Here is a 16,488-nt window from a genome sequence, read left to right as displayed (position 1 = left end):
AGCCCCGTTTTATTCTGTACTCCTCATAAAAATATTCCCACTTCAGGACGTACAGATGACTATCAAAAAAATATTTCTCGCCGTTTCTTTTGCCACTGTCGGTACTTTTTCTGCTGCTGCTGTGCATGCGGCCGACGTGACCCTGCTCAATGTATCGTATGACCCTACCCGTGAACTGTATCAGGATGTGAATCAGGCTTTCGCCAAGCAATGGAAGGCAAAAACCGGTGACAACGTCACCATCAAGCAATCGCACGGCGGCTCTGGCAAGCAGGCGCGCGCCGTGATTGATGGTCTGGATGCCGACGTAGTCACACTGGCACTGGCCTATGATACAGATGCGTTAGCAGACAAGGGCTTGCTTGACAAGGCATGGCAAAAACGTCTGCCGCACAATGCTTCACCGTATTCCTCCACCATCGTATTTTTGGTACGCAAGGGTAATCCTAAAGGTATCAAGGATTGGGCGGATATCGTCAAACCCGGTGTCGCCGTCATCACACCTAACCCAAAAACTTCTGGCGGTGCCCGCTGGAACCATCTGGCAGCCTGGGGTTATGCCCTGAAACTGCCAGGCGGCAGCGAAGCGACAGCCAAGGAATTTTTATCGAAACTGTATAAAAACGTACCTGTGCTCGATTCCGGCGCGCGTGGTGCGACAACGACTTTTGTTGAGCGCGGCATAGGTGATGTCTTGCTGGCCTGGGAAAACGAAGCGTTGCTGGCGATCAAGGAACTGGGTCCGGACAAGGTAGAAGTCGTTGCGCCATCCACCAGCATCCTGGCTGAACCTTCTGTCTCCGTCGTGGATAAAGTGGTGGATCGTCGCGGTACCCGCAAAGTGGCGGAAGCTTACCTGAACTACCTGTACACCGACGAAGGTCAGGACACTATTGCCAAGCATTACTACCGTCCAACTACAGAAAAAGCGTCCAAAAAATATGCGGCGCAATTCCCGAAAGTGAAACTGTTCACGATTGATGACACCTTCGGTGGTTGGACCAAGGCGCAGAAAGAGCATTTTGCCGATGGCGGTATCTTCGACCAGATTTATCAACCGGGCAAAAAATAAGTTTTGTTGCGGACGCTATAGAAAGTACGATCATGACCATATTGCTGCTATCGGGAAGCCCTTCTTCACCTTCAAGGTCGGCACGCTTGCTAAATTTTATCGGTGAAAGACTGAATGAACTGGGGCAGCGTACGGTCAGCTTGCATGTCCGGGATTTGCCAGCACAGGCTTTGCTGCATGCAGATTTTTCTGATCCGGAATTGCAGGCTGCCAAAGCCCTGCTGGTCAGGGCCGAAGCCATCGTGATTGCTACGCCTATCTATAAGGCAGCCTATAGCGGCCTGTTGAAAAGCTTTCTGGATATTTTACCGCAAGACGGGCTGGAAGGAAAAATAGTCTTGCCCGTGGCAACCGGCGGCAGTCAATCGCATATGCTGGCGCTGGATTATGGCCTGCGGCCAGTACTGGCGGCTCTGTCCGCACGCCACATCCTTCCCAGTATTTATGCGACCGATGCACAGGTCATATGGACGGACGGGCAGGGTTTGCAACTGGACGATGCCATATCCAAACGCGTGCAGGACGGCACCCACCTTTTGCTTGAAAGCCTGTTGTCTTTGCCCGGTCGCAAGTCAATTGTGCAACCTGTACAAAGCCAGGTCCTGAATGGCTTGCCCTGTTGATGCAGATCGAATGCGCCTGCAAATAAAGAAGCCAATCCACCGACACACTTGAATTGCATTTCCCTCTTGGTTTTTTTGCCGCGCCTGACGGCAGGGGGAGGTCTTGCCAAAAATTGAAAGTAAAGTATGAGCGACGATAAAAAGAGACTGTTCTCAAGCAATATTAGCAATACCGAAAAGCATCAGCAACGCGAAGCTAAACGCCTTACCCTGAGCCGTCTGTCTGCACTGTCTGCGCTTGCTCTTGGTGTGATATTGCCCAAGGCTTTTGCTCAAAACAAGGCACCTGCTCCCGGCACATTGCGCATAGGTTTTCAAAAATATGGCACGTTGACTCTGTTGAAAGGTACGGGTGCCCTGGATAAACGCCTGGCTGCCCTGGGTGTGGATGTGAAATGGGTAGAGTTTCCTGCCGGGCCGCAATTGCTGGAAGGGCTTAACGTAGGCAGTATCGATTTCGGTACCACTGGCGAAGCGCCGCCGATTTTCGCCCAGGCCGCTGGCGCGGATTTGCTGTATGTCGGCAACGAGCCGCCAGCACCAGGCGGCGAAGCCATCGTCGTACCCAAGAATTCCCCATTGAAATCGGTTGCAGAACTCAAGGGCAAGAAAATCGTTCTCAACAAGGGGTCGAATGTTCATTACCTGCTGGTCAAAGTGCTGGAAAAAGCAGGCATTAATTACAAGGATGTGGAAACAGTGTTCTTGCCACCGGCAGATGCACGGGCGGCCTTTGAACGCGGCAGTGTTGATGCCTGGGCCATCTGGGATCCTTTCCTGGCCGCTGCTGAAAAACAGATTGGTGCCAGAATACTGGTCGATGGCAAGGGGGCAGTGAGCAATCACCAGTTTTATCTGGCAGCACGTCCGTATGCACAAAAAAATCCCGAAGTCTTGCGCATCGTTCTGGACGAACTGACGAAGGTCGATGAATGGGCGAAAAAAAACCTGAAAGAAGTCAGCAGCATACTGTCTGGACAGATCGGTCTGGATACCAGTGCTGTTGAATTATCCACCGCACGGTTTGGGTTTGGTGTCAAACCTTTGAGCGATCAGGTAATACGTGAACAGCAAAATATTGCTGACACTTTCGCCGACCTGAAATTGATACCCAAGCGTATCAATATCCGGGATGCAGTATTCACTGTCAAGCTGTGAGGTCCATGATGTCACTGCGGTCACTGGTTCGACGTATCCTGGCGCTGAGCTTATTCACCCTGTTGCCGGCCTTGAGCCAGGCTGCACCAGGTGCTGGTGATGGGCCGAAAGAAGTCCGCATTGGCTTTCAAAAAAGCTCGGTCAACCTGACATTGTTAAAACACAGGCAGGCGCTGGAACAGCAATTGAAGGGCGTGAAAGTCAGCTGGTTTGAATTTACTGCCGGTCCGCAAATGCTGGAAGCACTGTCTGTTGGCAGCATCGATTTTGCCACCACGGGTGAACCACCGCCTATCTTTGCCCAGTCGGCTGGCAGCAATCTGGTATATGTCGGTGCCGAACCTGCCAAGCCAGGTGTCAGTGCCATACTGGTCAAGCCGGAATCATCGATACGTGCGCTGGCCGACCTTAAAGGTAAAAAGATCGCTTTCCAGAAAGGCTCCAGTGCTCACTACCATGTCTTGCGTGCAGTCCAGCAAGCCGGTTTGCAATGGGCGGATATCACACCGGTCTATCTGGCACCTGCTGATGCACGTGCTGCCTTTGAGCGCGGTAGCGTCGATGCCTGGGCCATTTGGGATCCGTACTGGGCAGCAATAGAACAAAACACACCAGTGCGGGTGCTGACGACAGGTAAAGGACTGGTCAACAATCTTTCGCATTATCTGTCATTACGCAGCTTCGCCGACCGCTATCCGAAAGTGATACAGCTGTTGTTTGAAGAACTGACACGCAGCGACACGTTCGTGCAGAAAAACCGGGATGAAGCGGTTGCCATTATCGCTACCAGCACTGGTCTGGACAAGCCGACTATTGCCAGCTTTCTGGAGCGCAGACCGCGTTCGCCAGTGGTCTATCTGACGCAGAACATTATCGATGAACAGCAGCGCGTTGCCGACAATTTTTATCAGCAAAAGTTGATACCCAAGGCGGTCAATGTGCGGGATGCGGTCTGGTTGCCACTTGCCGCCAAAATCGCAGTAAACAAGACAGAACAAGGAAAGGAAACAAGATGAGCTTGAATATATTCTGGTTTATCCCTACGCATGGCGACAGCCGCTATCTGGGTACGACCAAAGGTGCACGCCAGATCAACCATGATTACCTGCGTCAGATCGCAGTGGCGGCTGATACCCAGGGTTATGATGGCGTGCTGTTGCCGACTGGGCGTTCTTGCGAAGATGCCTGGGTAGTTGCATCCAGCCTGATCAGTGCCACCACTAAATTGAAATTCCTGGTGGCGATACGTCCTGGTCTCAGTACTCCGGGCCTGGCAGTGCGTATGGCGTCGACCTTTGATCGTTTGTCGAAAGGGCGTTTGCTGATTAATATCGTCACCGGTGGTGATCAGGGCGAACTGGAGGCAGACGGCCTGTTTGCCGATCATGAAAAACGCTATGAAATCACGGAAGAATTCCTGCGTGTCTGGCGTGCTTCGCTGGCTGGCGAAGGTGGTGACACCGGCTACGATTTTGAAGGCAGGCATATCACAGTCAAGGGTGCTAAGACCCTGTTCCCACCTGTGCAAAAACCTTATCCACCTTTATATTTTGGTGGCTCATCTGAACCTGCGCATGAACTGGCAGCCGAGCAGGTTGATGTTTACCTTACCTGGGGCGAACCGCCAGCAGCTGTAGCCGCCAAGATTGCCGACATGCGCGCCCGCGCTGCAAGGCATGGCCGGACTCTGCGCTTTGGCATACGCCTGCACGTGATCGTGCGCGAGACCAATGAAGAAGCCTGGCAGGCGGCAGAAGACCTTATCCGTTATGTCGATAATGATGTCATCGACAGAGCGCAAAGAGCCTTTGCCAAGATGGATTCTGTCGGCCAGCAACGCATGGTGGCACTGCACGGCGGCAAACGCGACAAGCTGGAAGTATCGCCAAACCTGTGGGCAGGTGTCGGACTGGTGCGTGGTGGTGCCGGTACGGCCCTGGTGGGTGATCCGGAAACCGTGGCCGCACGTATCAAGGAATATGCGGCGCTGGGTATCGATACCTTCATCTTCTCTGGCTACCCGCATCTGGAAGAGTCGTATCGCTTTTCCGAACTGGTATTTCCATTGATAGGCAAAGAAGTACCTGATGTATCCAGCAGCCTGACCGGGCCATTTGGCGAAGTCATGGCAAACGGTATCGTGCCCAAGGTGTCACAAAGCTAGGAGGCTATATGGGTCCCATCATCACTGAAGTAATGCAATTTGCCGAGTTGCCTGGTCATCTGCGGCAGGGTGGCGGTTCCGTGCCTGGAGGAATGATCAACAACATCGCGTGGCGTCAGTTTGGCGCGCAGGTGACCAGGAAGTTATTGCCCTGGGCCCTGCCTCTGATCTTGATACTGGTGTGGCAGGTTGCTGCGCAGACGGGGTATCTGTCCAGCCGTATTTTGCCAGAGCCGCTGGCGGTGGCGCGGGCTTTCTGGGCTCTTGGTGTGTCGGGTGAAATCTGGATCCATGCAAAGACCAGTTTGTGGCGTGCCATTTCCGGTTTTATTGTCGGTGGCGGCTTGGGCTTGTTGCTGGGTTTGCTGACCGGCAGTTTCCGGTTTGCCGAAACCCTGCTCGACACCACACTGCAAATGATCAGGAATATTCCGGCTTTGGCCCTGATACCGCTGGTGATCTTGTGGTTTGGTATCGATGAGTCAGCGAAGTTATTCCTGGTATCGGTCGGGGTCTTTTTTCCGGTGTACCTGAATACCTTCCACGGCATACGCACGGTGGATAAAGGCTTGATAGAAATGGCGCAAAGCTATGGCCTTTCGGGTTGGGCTTTGTACCGTGATGTGATCTTGCCGGGTGCATTGCCATCGATACTGGTAGGGGTACGTTTTTCGCTGGGCCTGGTGTGGGTATTGTTGATCGTTGCCGAAACCATTTCTGCCCAGGCCGGCATCGGTTATATGACCATGAATGCCCGTGAATTTTTACAAACCGACGTCGTACTGGTAGGGATATTGCTGTACGCCTTGCTGGGCAAGCTGGCCGATGTCTTGTCAAGGGCGCTTGAACATTATTGTCTGCGCTGGCATCCGTCGTATCAAAGGAGGGTATGAGCATGCATCACTTTTCCGAATTTCCACTGAGTGCAGTCGCGGAAATCGCGGCCCTGCGTGAAGAACTGGACGGTGGTTGGGAAACCACCGCTGCTGGCGAATGGGGTAGTGCGGTCAACGACCAGGGTGAAGCTGGACGTGGCGCATCGCTGGATTTGCGTGCCATACAAAAATCTTATCAGGGACGGCAGGTATTGAAATCACTGAACCTGCAAGTGCAGGCCGGTGAATTCGTGGCTGTGATCGGTCGCAGCGGCTGTGGCAAAAGCACGTTGTTGCGCCTGATTGCTGGCCTGGAACAGGCCGATAGCGGCAGCCTGGAGTTCGATACAGATCAGGCCCAGGGGCAAGCCGGAAAAAAGCCGGATACCCGCGTGATGTTTCAGGATTCGCGCCTGCTGCCTTGGAAAACCGTGATTGATAACGTCGCACTTGGGCTTGGCAGTGATCAGTCCAAAGCCCGTCAGGCCTTGCAGAAAGTCGCGCTGGCAGAGCGCGCTGATGAGTGGCCATCTGTCTTGTCAGGTGGCCAGCGTCAGCGCGTTGCGCTGGCAAGGGCATTGGTACATGAACCCGCTCTGTTATTGCTGGACGAACCTCTGGGCGCACTGGATGCACTGACCCGTATAGAAATGCAAAACCTGATTGAAAGTCTGTGGCAGCAGCGCGGCTTTACTGCCGTGCTGGTGACGCATGACGTACAGGAAGCGATAGCCCTGGCTGACCGTGTGATCCTGATAGAAGACGGTCAGATCACTTTGGACAGCAGAATTGATTTACCCAGACCGCGTTCACGCGGCAACCCAAGGTTCGCCGAACTGGAAGAAAGCATATTAAGGCGGGTGCTGCAAAAACCGTCACCAGAGCCGGATACGGAACTCGGTGATGTGTCGCTGTTAAGAACCGTAAGTCAGGTTGCATGGGCGATCTAAAAGATTGCTGCGCATACTTTTTTGCATTGCAGACAGTTTTATATTTAAAATTTTTAAAGGAAGCATCATGAGCATACAAGCCATTAACGTCCGCAATCAATTTCGCGGAAAAATCAAAGCCATCATCGAGGGACCAGTTGTCTCTGAGGTGGATGTAGAGACGCCTGCAGGTATCGTGACTTCGGTAATCACTACCCGCTCCATCAAGGACCTGAACCTGGTCATTGGGTCTGAAGTAGTGGCACTGGTCAAGGCAACAGAAGTGTCGATTGCAAAATTATAGAAATACCACTGTCATTGAAATGTGAGGTCTGCATGCACTATCCCGCATTGCAAAACTATCTGAGTCGCCTGCAAAGTACGCTGGCCACCACCAACCTCTGGCTGGATGAGCAGGGGCGTGCCCGTGGGCGTTATTTCAATTCCACCCTGACCAGCGCCTTCCAGGCGATACGCTCGGGAGATGATGGACGTGTCGTGGCCTATGAAGCCTATGCACGCAGTTATGCCAGCGACGACCAGGGACTGAATATCTGGAAGTTGTTGGAAAACGCAGCCAACGATGATGAATCGGTCGAATTGGATCGGCTGTGCCGTCTGCTGCATACCCTGAACTTCTACCGCCAGCCTGAAAGCGCGCAGTTAGATCTGTACCTGAGTGTGCACAGTCGCTTGCTGGCAGCGGTGGAAGGAAATCACGGTATGGCGTTTCGCCGCATTCTGGATGTGCTGGAGTTACCGCATCACCATGTCATCTTGCAATTACCCCAGATTACGCCCAGTCAGCGCTGGGTATTGACCCATGTGGCAGAAAATTACCGCCGCAATGGCTTCCGTATCGGCCTGCATGCCGCCAGCCTGGAGCAGGCCGCAGATTTACTGGACCGCGTACGGCCCGATTCGATCAAGGTCGATATCAGTCTGGCCGTTGATGCGCAAGCACAGGTTCGTTTGCTGGAACAGGCTGACCGTGGCAATTGTCATGTGATTTTCCGACGCATCGAAAATCAAAAACGCTTGCAGGCCTTGCGGGAGGGCAATCAGGCCGCCAGTCCGTATCTGGTGCAAGGTTTCCTGTTTGACTTGCCGAAAGCCAGCTTGCTGAGCCGGGCAGAACACCAGCAAACAGTGTTGTTTGAAGATACTGTTAAATTTGCATGATTTTTATTGCGCCACCGATTAATTGTTTCATTGTTATCAAAAATAGGGAAAAGTAAAATAAATAGGACTTACGCAAAATCGTCCCAGCAAGGTGTAGCGACGAAGACAGTACGAACAGTACGCGGCTCCTAGGAGAGGAGCTGCAACGCAGTTGGGGCGATTTTGCGTAAGTCCTAATAAAAAGCCGAATTTACCTGCTCTATATGCGGAAAACAAATTTAGGAATAAGAAAAAATTCGTTTTCTATATAACCAAATGCTGCCAATATTACTCATCAATAGTCGCATTCGTAATAAAGGCTGCATATGGCAAGGTTTTTTGGCAACAATCCGCAAGTCAGACGTGTCCTCCCGGGGTTTCATCTTTCCCTGGGATTTACCCTGTTTTATCTGGGGCTGATCGTCCTGATACCGCTGTCGGCGGTATTTCTTAAGACCTTTACCATGACCTGGGAGGCGTTCTGGAATACCGTTACGTCCGACCGCGTCATCGCTTCCTACAGGCTGACTTTCGGCGCGTCCTTGCTGGGTGCGCTGATCAATGTGTTCTTTGGTGGCATTGTTGCCTGGGTCCTGGTCCGCTATAAATTTCCAGGCAAAAGACTGGTGGATGCGCTGGTTGATTTACCGTTTGCCCTACCGACAGCCGTGGCTGGTATCACCCTGGCAACCCTGTATGCACCGAACGGCTGGATAGGCAAATTGCTGACACCGCTGGCTATCAAGGTGGCTTACACGCCGCTGGGGGTACTGGTTGCCCTGACTTTCATTGGTCTGCCTTTTGTCGTACGTACCGTGCAGCCAGTGCTGGAAGAGGCTGAAAAAGAACTGGAAGAAGCTGCCGTCAGTCTGGGTGCCAGCCATTTCCAGACCTTTGCCCGGGTTATCTTCCCCAGCATTTTGCCAGCCTTGCTGACCGGGTTTGCGCTGGCATTTGCCCGTGCTACCGGTGAATATGGTTCTGTCATTTTCATCGCCGGCAATATGCCCATGGTTTCTGAAATCACACCTCTGTTCATGATTACCAAACTCGAACAATACGATTATGCCGGTGCAACCGCGATTGCGGTGGTCATGCTGGCGCTGTCCTTCAGTCTGTTGTTGTCGATTAATGCCTTGCAGGCATGGACCCGCAGCCGACAAAACGCAGGGAGAGAATAATGACTGCCATCACCATCAATGCACCCGTGGCAGCACGCAGGCATGAACCCGTCATCACCCCCGCTGCCACCATAGAAGCTTTGTGGGTACGCGTCGGTTTATCGGTGACGGCGCTGGCTTTCCTGACGCTGTTCCTGTTCGTGCCGCTGGCAGCCGTGTTTGCCGAAGCACTGAAAAAAGGCTGGCAAGTGTATCTGGCAGCGATCGTCGAGCCCGATGCTTTGTCGGCCATCAAGCTGACCCTGATCGCAGCGGGCATAGCCGTCCCGCTGAATCTGGTGTTTGGCGTGGCTGCGGCCTGGACCATCGCCAAATTTGAATTCCGTGGCAAGAATGTTTTGCTGACACTGATTGATTTACCGTTTTCGGTATCGCCTGTTATTTCCGGTTTGATTTATGTGTTGCTGTTCGGCGCCCAGGGCTGGTTTGGTGAATGGTTAAGGGATCATGAAATCAAGATTCTGTTTGCCGTGCCTGGCATCGTGCTGGCGACGATCTTTGTCACTTTCCCCTTTGTTGCACGAGAACTGATTCCACTGATGCAGGCACAAGGTAGTGAAGAGGAAGAGGCTGCTCTGGTACTCGGGGCATCCGGCTGGAAAACTTTCTGGTATGTGACCCTGCCGAATATCAAATGGGGTCTGCTGTATGGCGTGATCTTGTGTAATGCCCGTGCCATGGGTGAATTTGGAGCGGTGTCGGTGGTGTCTGGCCACATCCGTGGTGAGACCAATACCATGCCGTTGCAAGTCGAGATTTTATATAACGAGTACAACTTCACTGCTGCCTTTGCGGTCGCTTCGCTGTTGACTTTGCTGGCTTTACTGACGCTGGCACTCAAATCATTAGTCGAGTGGCGCACTAATGAAAACCGCCAGCTGCCCCAGGAATAAAGAGAAATAAGGGAGTTCACCGTGAGTATCGCTGTTAATCAATTACAAAAACGCTTTGGCAATTTCACTGCGTTGGACAAGGTATCGCTGGATTTTCCGAATGGCGAACTGACGGCCTTGTTGGGACCATCAGGCTGTGGAAAAACCACTTTGCTGCGCATTATCGCTGGTCTGGAATATGCTGATAGCGGCCAGGTTTTGCTGGATGGCCAGGATGCTTCGGCCCAGCATGTGCGTGAGCGCCAGGTGGGTTTCGTATTCCAGCATTATGCGCTGTTCAAGCATATGACGATCTTTGAAAACATCGCCTTCGGCCTGCGTGTCAAACCGCGTCATCTACGCCCGAAGGAAAGCGAGATCAAGGAAAAAGTCACCAAGCTGCTGGAGCTGGTGCAGCTTGACTGGCTGGCTGATCGCTATCCACCGCAATTGTCCGGCGGCCAGCGTCAACGTATTGCGCTGGCGCGTGCGCTGGCAGTGGAACCACGCGTGCTGTTGTTGGACGAGCCTTTCGGCGCGCTGGATGCCAAGGTCCGCAAGGAATTGCGTCGTTGGCTGCGTCGCCTGCATGATGAATTGCATGTGACCAGTATCTTCGTCACCCATGATCAGGAAGAAGCGCTGGAAGTGGCCGACAAAATCGTACTCATGAACCATGGAAAAGTAGAGCAGGTGGGCGCACCGGCTGAGGTCTATCATCATCCGGCTACACCTTTCGTGTATGGCTTCCTTGGTAATGTGAACCTGTTCCGCGGCCGTATCCATGAAGGCATACTGGATGCCGATGGCGTACCGTTTGAAGCGCCGGGTCATGCCGACACGCGGGATGCCTTCGGCACCGGTTATGTGCGACCGCATGAGCTGGAAATTGACCGTTATTCCCCGGGTGCTGCCGGGCTGGTCGTGCAATTGCGTCGCGTCCACGGCATAGGTCCGCTGGCGCAACTGGAACTGGAACGGGATGACAACGGTGAACTGGTGGAAGCCATGATTTCCACAGACCGCTATGAACAACTGAAACTCAAAGTCGGTGAAGCATTGGTAGTGCGCCCCAAGCGTCTGCACGTGTTTGTCGACGCATAATAAGGTAAATCATGAATTTCCAACAATTACGCTCCATCCGTGAAGCTTCGCGCCGTGGTTATAACCTGACGGAAGTCGCCAATGTCTTGTTTACTTCACAGCCTGGCGTTAGCCGCCAGATTCGTGAACTGGAAGAAGAACTGGGCGTCGACATTTTTGAACGCAATGGCAAGCGCCTGACTGGCTTGACCGAACCAGGCCGCGACATCCTGCCTATCATAGAACGTCTGTTGCTGGAAGCAGAAAACCTGCGCCAGGCGGGTGAAGATTATTCAGACCAGACCAAAGGCACGCTGACCATCGCTACTACCCATACCCAGGCCCGCTATGTGTTGCCGAAAGTGGTGCAGGGTTTCCGCCAGGCTTTCCCGGATGTACGCATCGCCTTGCAGCAAAGTTCACCGGAACACATCGCCGAATGGGTCTTGTCTGGCAAGGCAGATATTGGTATCGCTACGGAAGGTCTGTCACAGTTCAAGGATCTGGCATCTTTCGCCTGCTATGAATGGAATCACGTGGTGGTAGTTCCTGAAAATCATCCCTTGCTGAACAAGGACGTGCTGACGCTGGAAGACCTGTCGAATTATCCGCTGATTACCTATGACGTAGGGTTTACCGGTCGTGGTCATATCGATGACGCCTTCCGTCTGGCTGGGCTACGTACCGATATCGTGTTGACAGCCATGGACTCTGATGTGATCCAGCAATATGTGGCATTGGGTCTGGGCGTCGGGCTGGTTGCTTCGATGGCGATAGAAGTACAGCATGCGCATGGACTCCGGACCATCGAAGCCAGTCACCTGTTTGCGCCGAACGTAACCCGGCTGGCAGTACGGCGTGGGGCTTACCTGCGCAGTTACACCTTTGAATTCATACAACAGTTTGCCCCCAATCTGGACCGCGAAGAAGTAAGACAGGCCATCAGCGAAAATGAAATCAGTTGAACAAGGAAACTTGCCGCAAAGCTATTTGTTGGGGAATTCACGCTTGTCGTGAAGCCGTCACATCTCTCTGGTAAAATTGGGTAAAAGATTCTAATTTTTGCTATTTTTATCAGAGGTTCACCATGCTTTACCCTGAGTTATTCAAGTCTTTAGAGCAAGTGCGCTGGAATATGGAGTCAGATATCCCCTGGGATAAATATGACGCCAGCAAGCTGACGCCAGAGCAGGCACAAACCATCAAGATGAATGCCATCACTGAATGGTCTGCCCTGCCTGCGACAGAAATGTTCTTGCGTGACAACCGTGGTGACAGTGATTTTTGTGCTTTCATGTCGATCTGGTTTTTTGAAGAACAAAAACACTCGCTGGTGTTGATGGAATATCTGCGCCGCTTTCATCCCGAACTGGTACCGACAGAAAAAGAACTCGACAATGTACGTTTCGAGTTTGACCCGGCACCACCACTGGAAACGCTGATGCTGCATTTCTGTGGTGAGATACGTTTGAATCACTGGTATCGCTGCGCGTCTGACTGGCATACTGAGCCGGTGATCAAACATATCTACAAAATCATCAGCCAGGATGAGGCAAGACATGGTGGTGCCTATTTGCGCTACATGAAAAAATCCCTGGCTGAAGTTGGCGACGTGGCACGTGCAGCATTTTCCAAAATCGGTGTCCTGATGGCATCGGCCAGACGTACAGAAAAGCCTTTGCACCCTACCAACCTGCATGTGAACCAGGCGTTGTTCCCCAACGACACCATACAGTCGCGCCTGCCAGACCCTGACTGGCTGGAACGCTGGCTGGATGGCCAGATCAAGTTTGACGGTGTGTGGGAAAAGAAAGTCGTGGACCGCATCCTGCACAATATGTCGTTGCTGTTTGAACGCACATTTGAAACCGTGCAAGACCTGAATCGTTATCGCAAAGAAGTGGCACAACGTCTGGTTGTCATGCCTGGTATTTTGCCAAGCGCAGCATAAGTTTGGTCGGCTGACTGCAAGCAGGTACAATCGCCGCTGATACCAGCGGCGTTTTTGTTTATAAATTCAAGACCGCTCAACACAGAGACACAGAGGTGGCACAGAGGGCACAGAGAAAAACAAGGGAGAACATTTGTAGAACAAGTGCAAAACGCAGTCTCGTTCCGCTACTTAAGGTTTTCTCTGTGCTCCTCCGTGTCTCTGTGCCTCTGTGTTGAGAGGTCTTTTTCGTCAATCACCCATAACTCAGCATGCCAGAATTCGAAAAAAAACTTACTACACGCAATGCATTGGCTGAGCGTGTGCTTGCGTTGCCGAAACCGGTGATCATGACCAATGGGGTGTTTGATATCCTGCATCGTGGGCACGTCAGTTACCTGGCAGATGCACGGGCGCTGGGGGCGTCGTTGATTGTGGCAGTGAATACCGATGCTTCGGTCAAGCGTCTGGGCAAAGGGGATGACCGGCCTGTCAATACTTGCGAAGACCGCATGGCAGTGCTGGCCGCGCTGGAAGCGGTCAGCCTGGTCGTTGAATTTGATGAAGATACGGCCTTGCAAGCGGTGTTGGCAGCCCACCCGGATATCTATGTCAAAGGTGGTGATTACGATATGAGCACCATACCCGAAGGCCAGGCAGTGCTGGCATACGGCGGGCAAGTTGCTGCGATCGAGTTTGAGCATGACCGTTCCACCAGCAAATTATTGGCCAAAGTCAGGTCAGCTGGCTGATGTTTTTTGTTTAGGACTTACGCAAAACCGCCCCAACTGCGTTGCAGTAAAGTACTGTCTTCGTCGCTACGCCTTGCTGGGACAATTTTGCGTAAGTCCTATTGTTGTTGCAGCAAGAGTTCGAATTCTTCTGGTGGCAGGGGTTTGGCAAACAGATAGCCTTGCGCAAAATCACAGGCAGCCTGTTTCAGCAACTGACTTTGCTGTTCTGTTTCCACACCTTCTGCGACGACTTTCAGGCCCAGCTTGTGTGCCATCATGATGATGGCTTCGGACAGCGCGATATCGCTGGAATCCTGTGCCAGATTACGGATGAAGGACTGATCTATCTTCAGGTAATCGATGTCGAATTTCTTCAGGTAAGACAATGAAGAATAGCCGGTGCCAAAATCATCCAGCGCCACCTGAACACCCGCATCGCGGAACTGCAACAGTTTGCTGGTGATTTTATGGCTGGCATCCAGCAACAAACCTTCGGTAATTTCCACGATGATGGCCTGACCCGGCAGGTTTTGGTCTGCCAGATGCCGTATCCAGTTCACATAGCGTTCCTGATCACCCTGGAATTCCATTGGGGACTGGTTGACGCTGATCTGGAAGTCAGAGTGATAATCCTGACGCCATTTCTTTACCCATTTGACTGATTCGCGAAACACCAGATCACCAATCGCCAGGATAAGTCCACTGGTTTCAGCAATTGGTATGAATTCCATGGGGCTGATGAAGCCTTGTTGTGCATGCCGCCAGCGTACCAGCGCCTCGGCCTTTTGTATGCGCCCAGTGTCCAGATCAATGATGGGTTGAAAGTAGACTTGCAGATGCTGCTCTGCAATTGCAGCTCGCAAGTCGTTGGTTATGCGCAGGCGCGTCAACGCTGCGGTTTGCAAGCTGGGAGTGAAATAACTGAAGCGGTTACGGCCCTGGTCTTTGGCTGCATACATGGCCTGATCGGCATGTTTGATCAGGTCATCGAGATTGTCAGCATCACGTGGGTAAATGGTGATACCTACACTGGATGACAGATATATTTCTTCGCCCGCAATCTTGAACGGGGTAGACATGGCACGGATAATATTTTGTGCAATAATCTCAGCCCTGTCGTGGTTATGCATTTCTGGCAAAGAAACCGTGAATTCATCACCTCCCAGGCGAGCCACGGTATCGCTTTCCCTGACGCAGTGGCGTAAGCGCTGGGCAGCTTCCACCAGCAGGATATCACCGGTTGCGTGCCCCAGTGTATCGTTGACTTCCTTGAAAAAATCCAGATCAATGAACAATACTGCCAGCGACAATTTGTGACGCTTGCTGAGTTTAATGTCGTGATCCAGCCTGTCATAAAACATGCGGCGGTTGGGCAGACCTGTCAAGGTATCGATATTTGCCTGCTGCCAGATCAGTGCTTCGGTCTTTTTCTTTTCCGTAATATCGAGCACCGTACCCAACATGCGCAATGGCTTACCGACACTATCCCATTCGACGATGGCACCGACCGAAAGTATCCAGCTCCAGTCCCCTGTAGATTTTTTTTGCCTGAACTCGACGCGATATTCTTTGGTTCGGCCTTCCACGTGATTTCTGTAGGCGCGGTCAGCTGCCGCGAAATCTTCAGGGTGTAAACGGGCTTCCCAGTTTTCCCTGTTTTCCACGAAGCCTTGATGAGCATGGCCCAGCATATTTGCATATTCTGCACTGACGATGGCTTCACCAGTCTGTACATTCACGTCATACAGACCCTGATTGGTGGCTGACAGCGCCATGCGCAGACGCTCTTCGCTTTCGCGCAAGGCAACTTCAGCCTGTTTGCGTTCGGAGATATCAGTATGGGTACCAATCACGCGAGTGGGTTTGCCCGTGGCATCTCTTGCTATGACCGTGCCACGCGTCAAGATCCACTTCCAGCGCCCATCCTTGCATTGCACGCGGTGCTCATTGATGTAGATAGGCGTCAGTCCGTCAAAATGCGCCTGCCGGTCAAGTCGCATTTGTAGCAGGTCATCCGGATGTGTGCGGCGGTCCAATTCGTCTGACAGGTCGGCAATGTCGTCTTTGCCGTAGCCGTAGATCTCTTTCAGGCGATCCGAAAGGATTTCCACGCCAGTTTGCGGATACCAGTCCCAGACACCGTCACCAGAACTTTCCAGCGCAAGCTGCCAGCGTTCTTCATTGACATGTAATTGTTCTTCGTCATGTTTGTGCTGGCTGATATCGACGATCATTGCATAGCAACCACACACATCTCCTTTATTGTCGAATACAGGAAATATTTTTGCGGCGATATCTCTGCTGCCGCCATACTGATAGGGGACGGTGGTCTCATAAGCAACCGTTTGGCCGCTGAGCGCCTGCGCAACGTGGTTTTTTACATGCGAAAACGCATCCATACCGATGACTTCGGCCATATGCCGACCCACTATCTCGGATTTTGCGATGCCGAACCAGTCTACATAGACGGCATTGATGAATTGGTAACGATATTCTTTGTCGACATAAGAAATGCACACTGGCAGTGCATCAATCAGATGCTGCAGTTCAGAAATATCGTCTCCAAATTGCTCCCTGTCAGAGTTTTTCACTTTCTTGCCTTGGCTTTCCAAGTTGCGACACGAATCAGGGCTGATGTTTTGATCTTGTTACACACTAATAAGTTGATATGCGATTTATGAATGCTAAAGGATTTTCCAGGAAAAC

16 protein-coding genes are annotated in these 16,488 nt (G+C 52.2%); 15 read left to right on the top strand and 1 reads right to left on the bottom strand.

The genetic code is table 11. The features are described 5' to 3' along the window. Nucleotides 1–55 precede the first annotated feature (55 nt). The 15 genes from AC1RVX_RS14555 to rfaE2 all read left to right on the top strand — a co-directional run bounded on the left by AC1RVX_RS14555 (nt 56) and on the right by rfaE2 (nt 13,800). Nucleotides 56–1,072: a sulfate ABC transporter substrate-binding protein gene (locus tag AC1RVX_RS14555; protein WP_493217307.1), complete on the top strand. Its 1,017-nt coding sequence runs from the start codon at nt 56–58 to the stop codon at nt 1,070–1,072. 32 nt (nt 1,073–1,104) lie between these two features. Next, nucleotides 1,105–1,695 carry an NADPH-dependent FMN reductase gene (gene ssuE / locus AC1RVX_RS14550; protein WP_493217306.1) on the top strand — a complete coding sequence of 197 codons (591 nt, stop codon included), beginning with the start codon at nt 1,105–1,107 and terminating at the stop codon, nt 1,693–1,695. A 126-nt stretch (nt 1,696–1,821) separates the two neighbouring features. Continuing rightward, nucleotides 1,822–2,853 carry a sulfonate ABC transporter substrate-binding protein gene (locus tag AC1RVX_RS14545; protein WP_493217305.1) on the top strand — a complete coding sequence of 344 codons (1,032 nt, stop codon included), beginning with the start codon at nt 1,822–1,824 and terminating at the stop codon, nt 2,851–2,853. 5 nt (nt 2,854–2,858) lie between these two features. After that, nucleotides 2,859–3,869 carry a sulfonate ABC transporter substrate-binding protein gene (locus AC1RVX_RS14540; RefSeq protein WP_493217304.1) on the top strand — a complete coding sequence of 337 codons (1,011 nt, stop codon included), beginning with the start codon at nt 2,859–2,861 and terminating at the stop codon, nt 3,867–3,869. Next, nucleotides 3,866–5,017 (top strand): FMNH2-dependent alkanesulfonate monooxygenase, encoded by a 1,152-nt coding sequence (gene ssuD / locus AC1RVX_RS14535; RefSeq protein WP_493217303.1) that lies wholly within the window; start codon nt 3,866–3,868, stop codon nt 5,015–5,017. Before AC1RVX_RS14540 ends, ssuD begins: the two co-directional genes overlap by 4 nt. A 92-nt stretch (nt 5,018–5,109) precedes the next feature. Beyond that, a complete protein-coding gene (gene ssuC / locus AC1RVX_RS14530) occupies nt 5,110–5,910 on the top strand; it encodes an aliphatic sulfonate ABC transporter permease SsuC (RefSeq protein ID WP_493217545.1) in 801 nt (266 codons plus the stop codon). 2 nt (nt 5,911–5,912) lie between these two features. Further along, nucleotides 5,913–6,842 (top strand): ATP-binding cassette domain-containing protein, encoded by a 930-nt coding sequence (locus AC1RVX_RS14525; RefSeq protein ID WP_493217302.1) that lies wholly within the window; start codon nt 5,913–5,915, stop codon nt 6,840–6,842. A 67-nt stretch (nt 6,843–6,909) separates the two neighbouring features. Continuing rightward, the gene (locus AC1RVX_RS14520; protein WP_493217301.1) at nt 6,910–7,125 is read left to right on the top strand and encodes a TOBE domain-containing protein; all 216 of its coding nucleotides are present in this window, start codon (nt 6,910–6,912) and stop codon (nt 7,123–7,125) included. A 32-nt stretch (nt 7,126–7,157) separates the two neighbouring features. Continuing rightward, complete coding sequence (locus AC1RVX_RS14515) at nt 7,158–8,003, top strand: EAL domain-containing protein (RefSeq protein ID WP_493217300.1); 846 nt, start codon at nt 7,158–7,160, stop codon at nt 8,001–8,003. A 305-nt stretch (nt 8,004–8,308) separates the two neighbouring features. After that, nucleotides 8,309–9,163 (top strand): sulfate ABC transporter permease subunit CysT, encoded by an 855-nt coding sequence (gene cysT / locus AC1RVX_RS14510; protein WP_493217299.1) that lies wholly within the window; start codon nt 8,309–8,311, stop codon nt 9,161–9,163. Further along, nucleotides 9,163–10,056: a sulfate ABC transporter permease subunit CysW gene (cysW, locus tag AC1RVX_RS14505; protein ID WP_493217298.1), complete on the top strand. Its 894-nt coding sequence runs from the start codon at nt 9,163–9,165 to the stop codon at nt 10,054–10,056. Before cysT ends, cysW begins: the two co-directional genes overlap by 1 nt. A gap of 21 nt (nt 10,057–10,077) precedes the next feature. Next, nucleotides 10,078–11,139, top strand: a complete 1,062-nt coding sequence (locus AC1RVX_RS14500) for a sulfate/molybdate ABC transporter ATP-binding protein (protein ID WP_493217297.1) — start codon at nt 10,078–10,080, stop codon at nt 11,137–11,139. An 11-nt stretch (nt 11,140–11,150) separates the two neighbouring features. Beyond that, nucleotides 11,151–12,083: a CysB family HTH-type transcriptional regulator gene (locus AC1RVX_RS14495; protein ID WP_493217296.1), complete on the top strand. Its 933-nt coding sequence runs from the start codon at nt 11,151–11,153 to the stop codon at nt 12,081–12,083. Nucleotides 12,084–12,205: 122 nt separating this feature from the next. Next, on the top strand, nt 12,206–13,069 hold the full coding sequence (locus AC1RVX_RS14490; RefSeq protein WP_493217295.1) for a ferritin-like domain-containing protein: 864 nt from the start codon (nt 12,206–12,208) through the stop codon (nt 13,067–13,069). A gap of 251 nt (nt 13,070–13,320) precedes the next feature. Then, nucleotides 13,321–13,800 (top strand): D-glycero-beta-D-manno-heptose 1-phosphate adenylyltransferase, encoded by a 480-nt coding sequence (gene rfaE2 / locus AC1RVX_RS14485; RefSeq protein ID WP_493217294.1) that lies wholly within the window; start codon nt 13,321–13,323, stop codon nt 13,798–13,800. Nucleotides 13,801–13,898: 98 nt separating this feature from the next. On the opposite strand, the gene AC1RVX_RS14480 is transcribed toward rfaE2, so the two are convergent. Beyond that, entirely contained in the window at nt 13,899–16,373 is a 2,475-nt protein-coding gene (locus AC1RVX_RS14480; RefSeq protein WP_493217293.1) for a sensor domain-containing protein, read from the bottom strand. Between the last annotated feature and the right edge of the window lie 115 nt (nt 16,374–16,488).

Source organism: Undibacterium sp. GW821-FHT11B02, assembly GCF_058808955.1.
The sequence above is the reverse complement of the archived record's forward strand: the minus strand, read 5'-3'. Positions and strand labels throughout refer to the sequence as shown.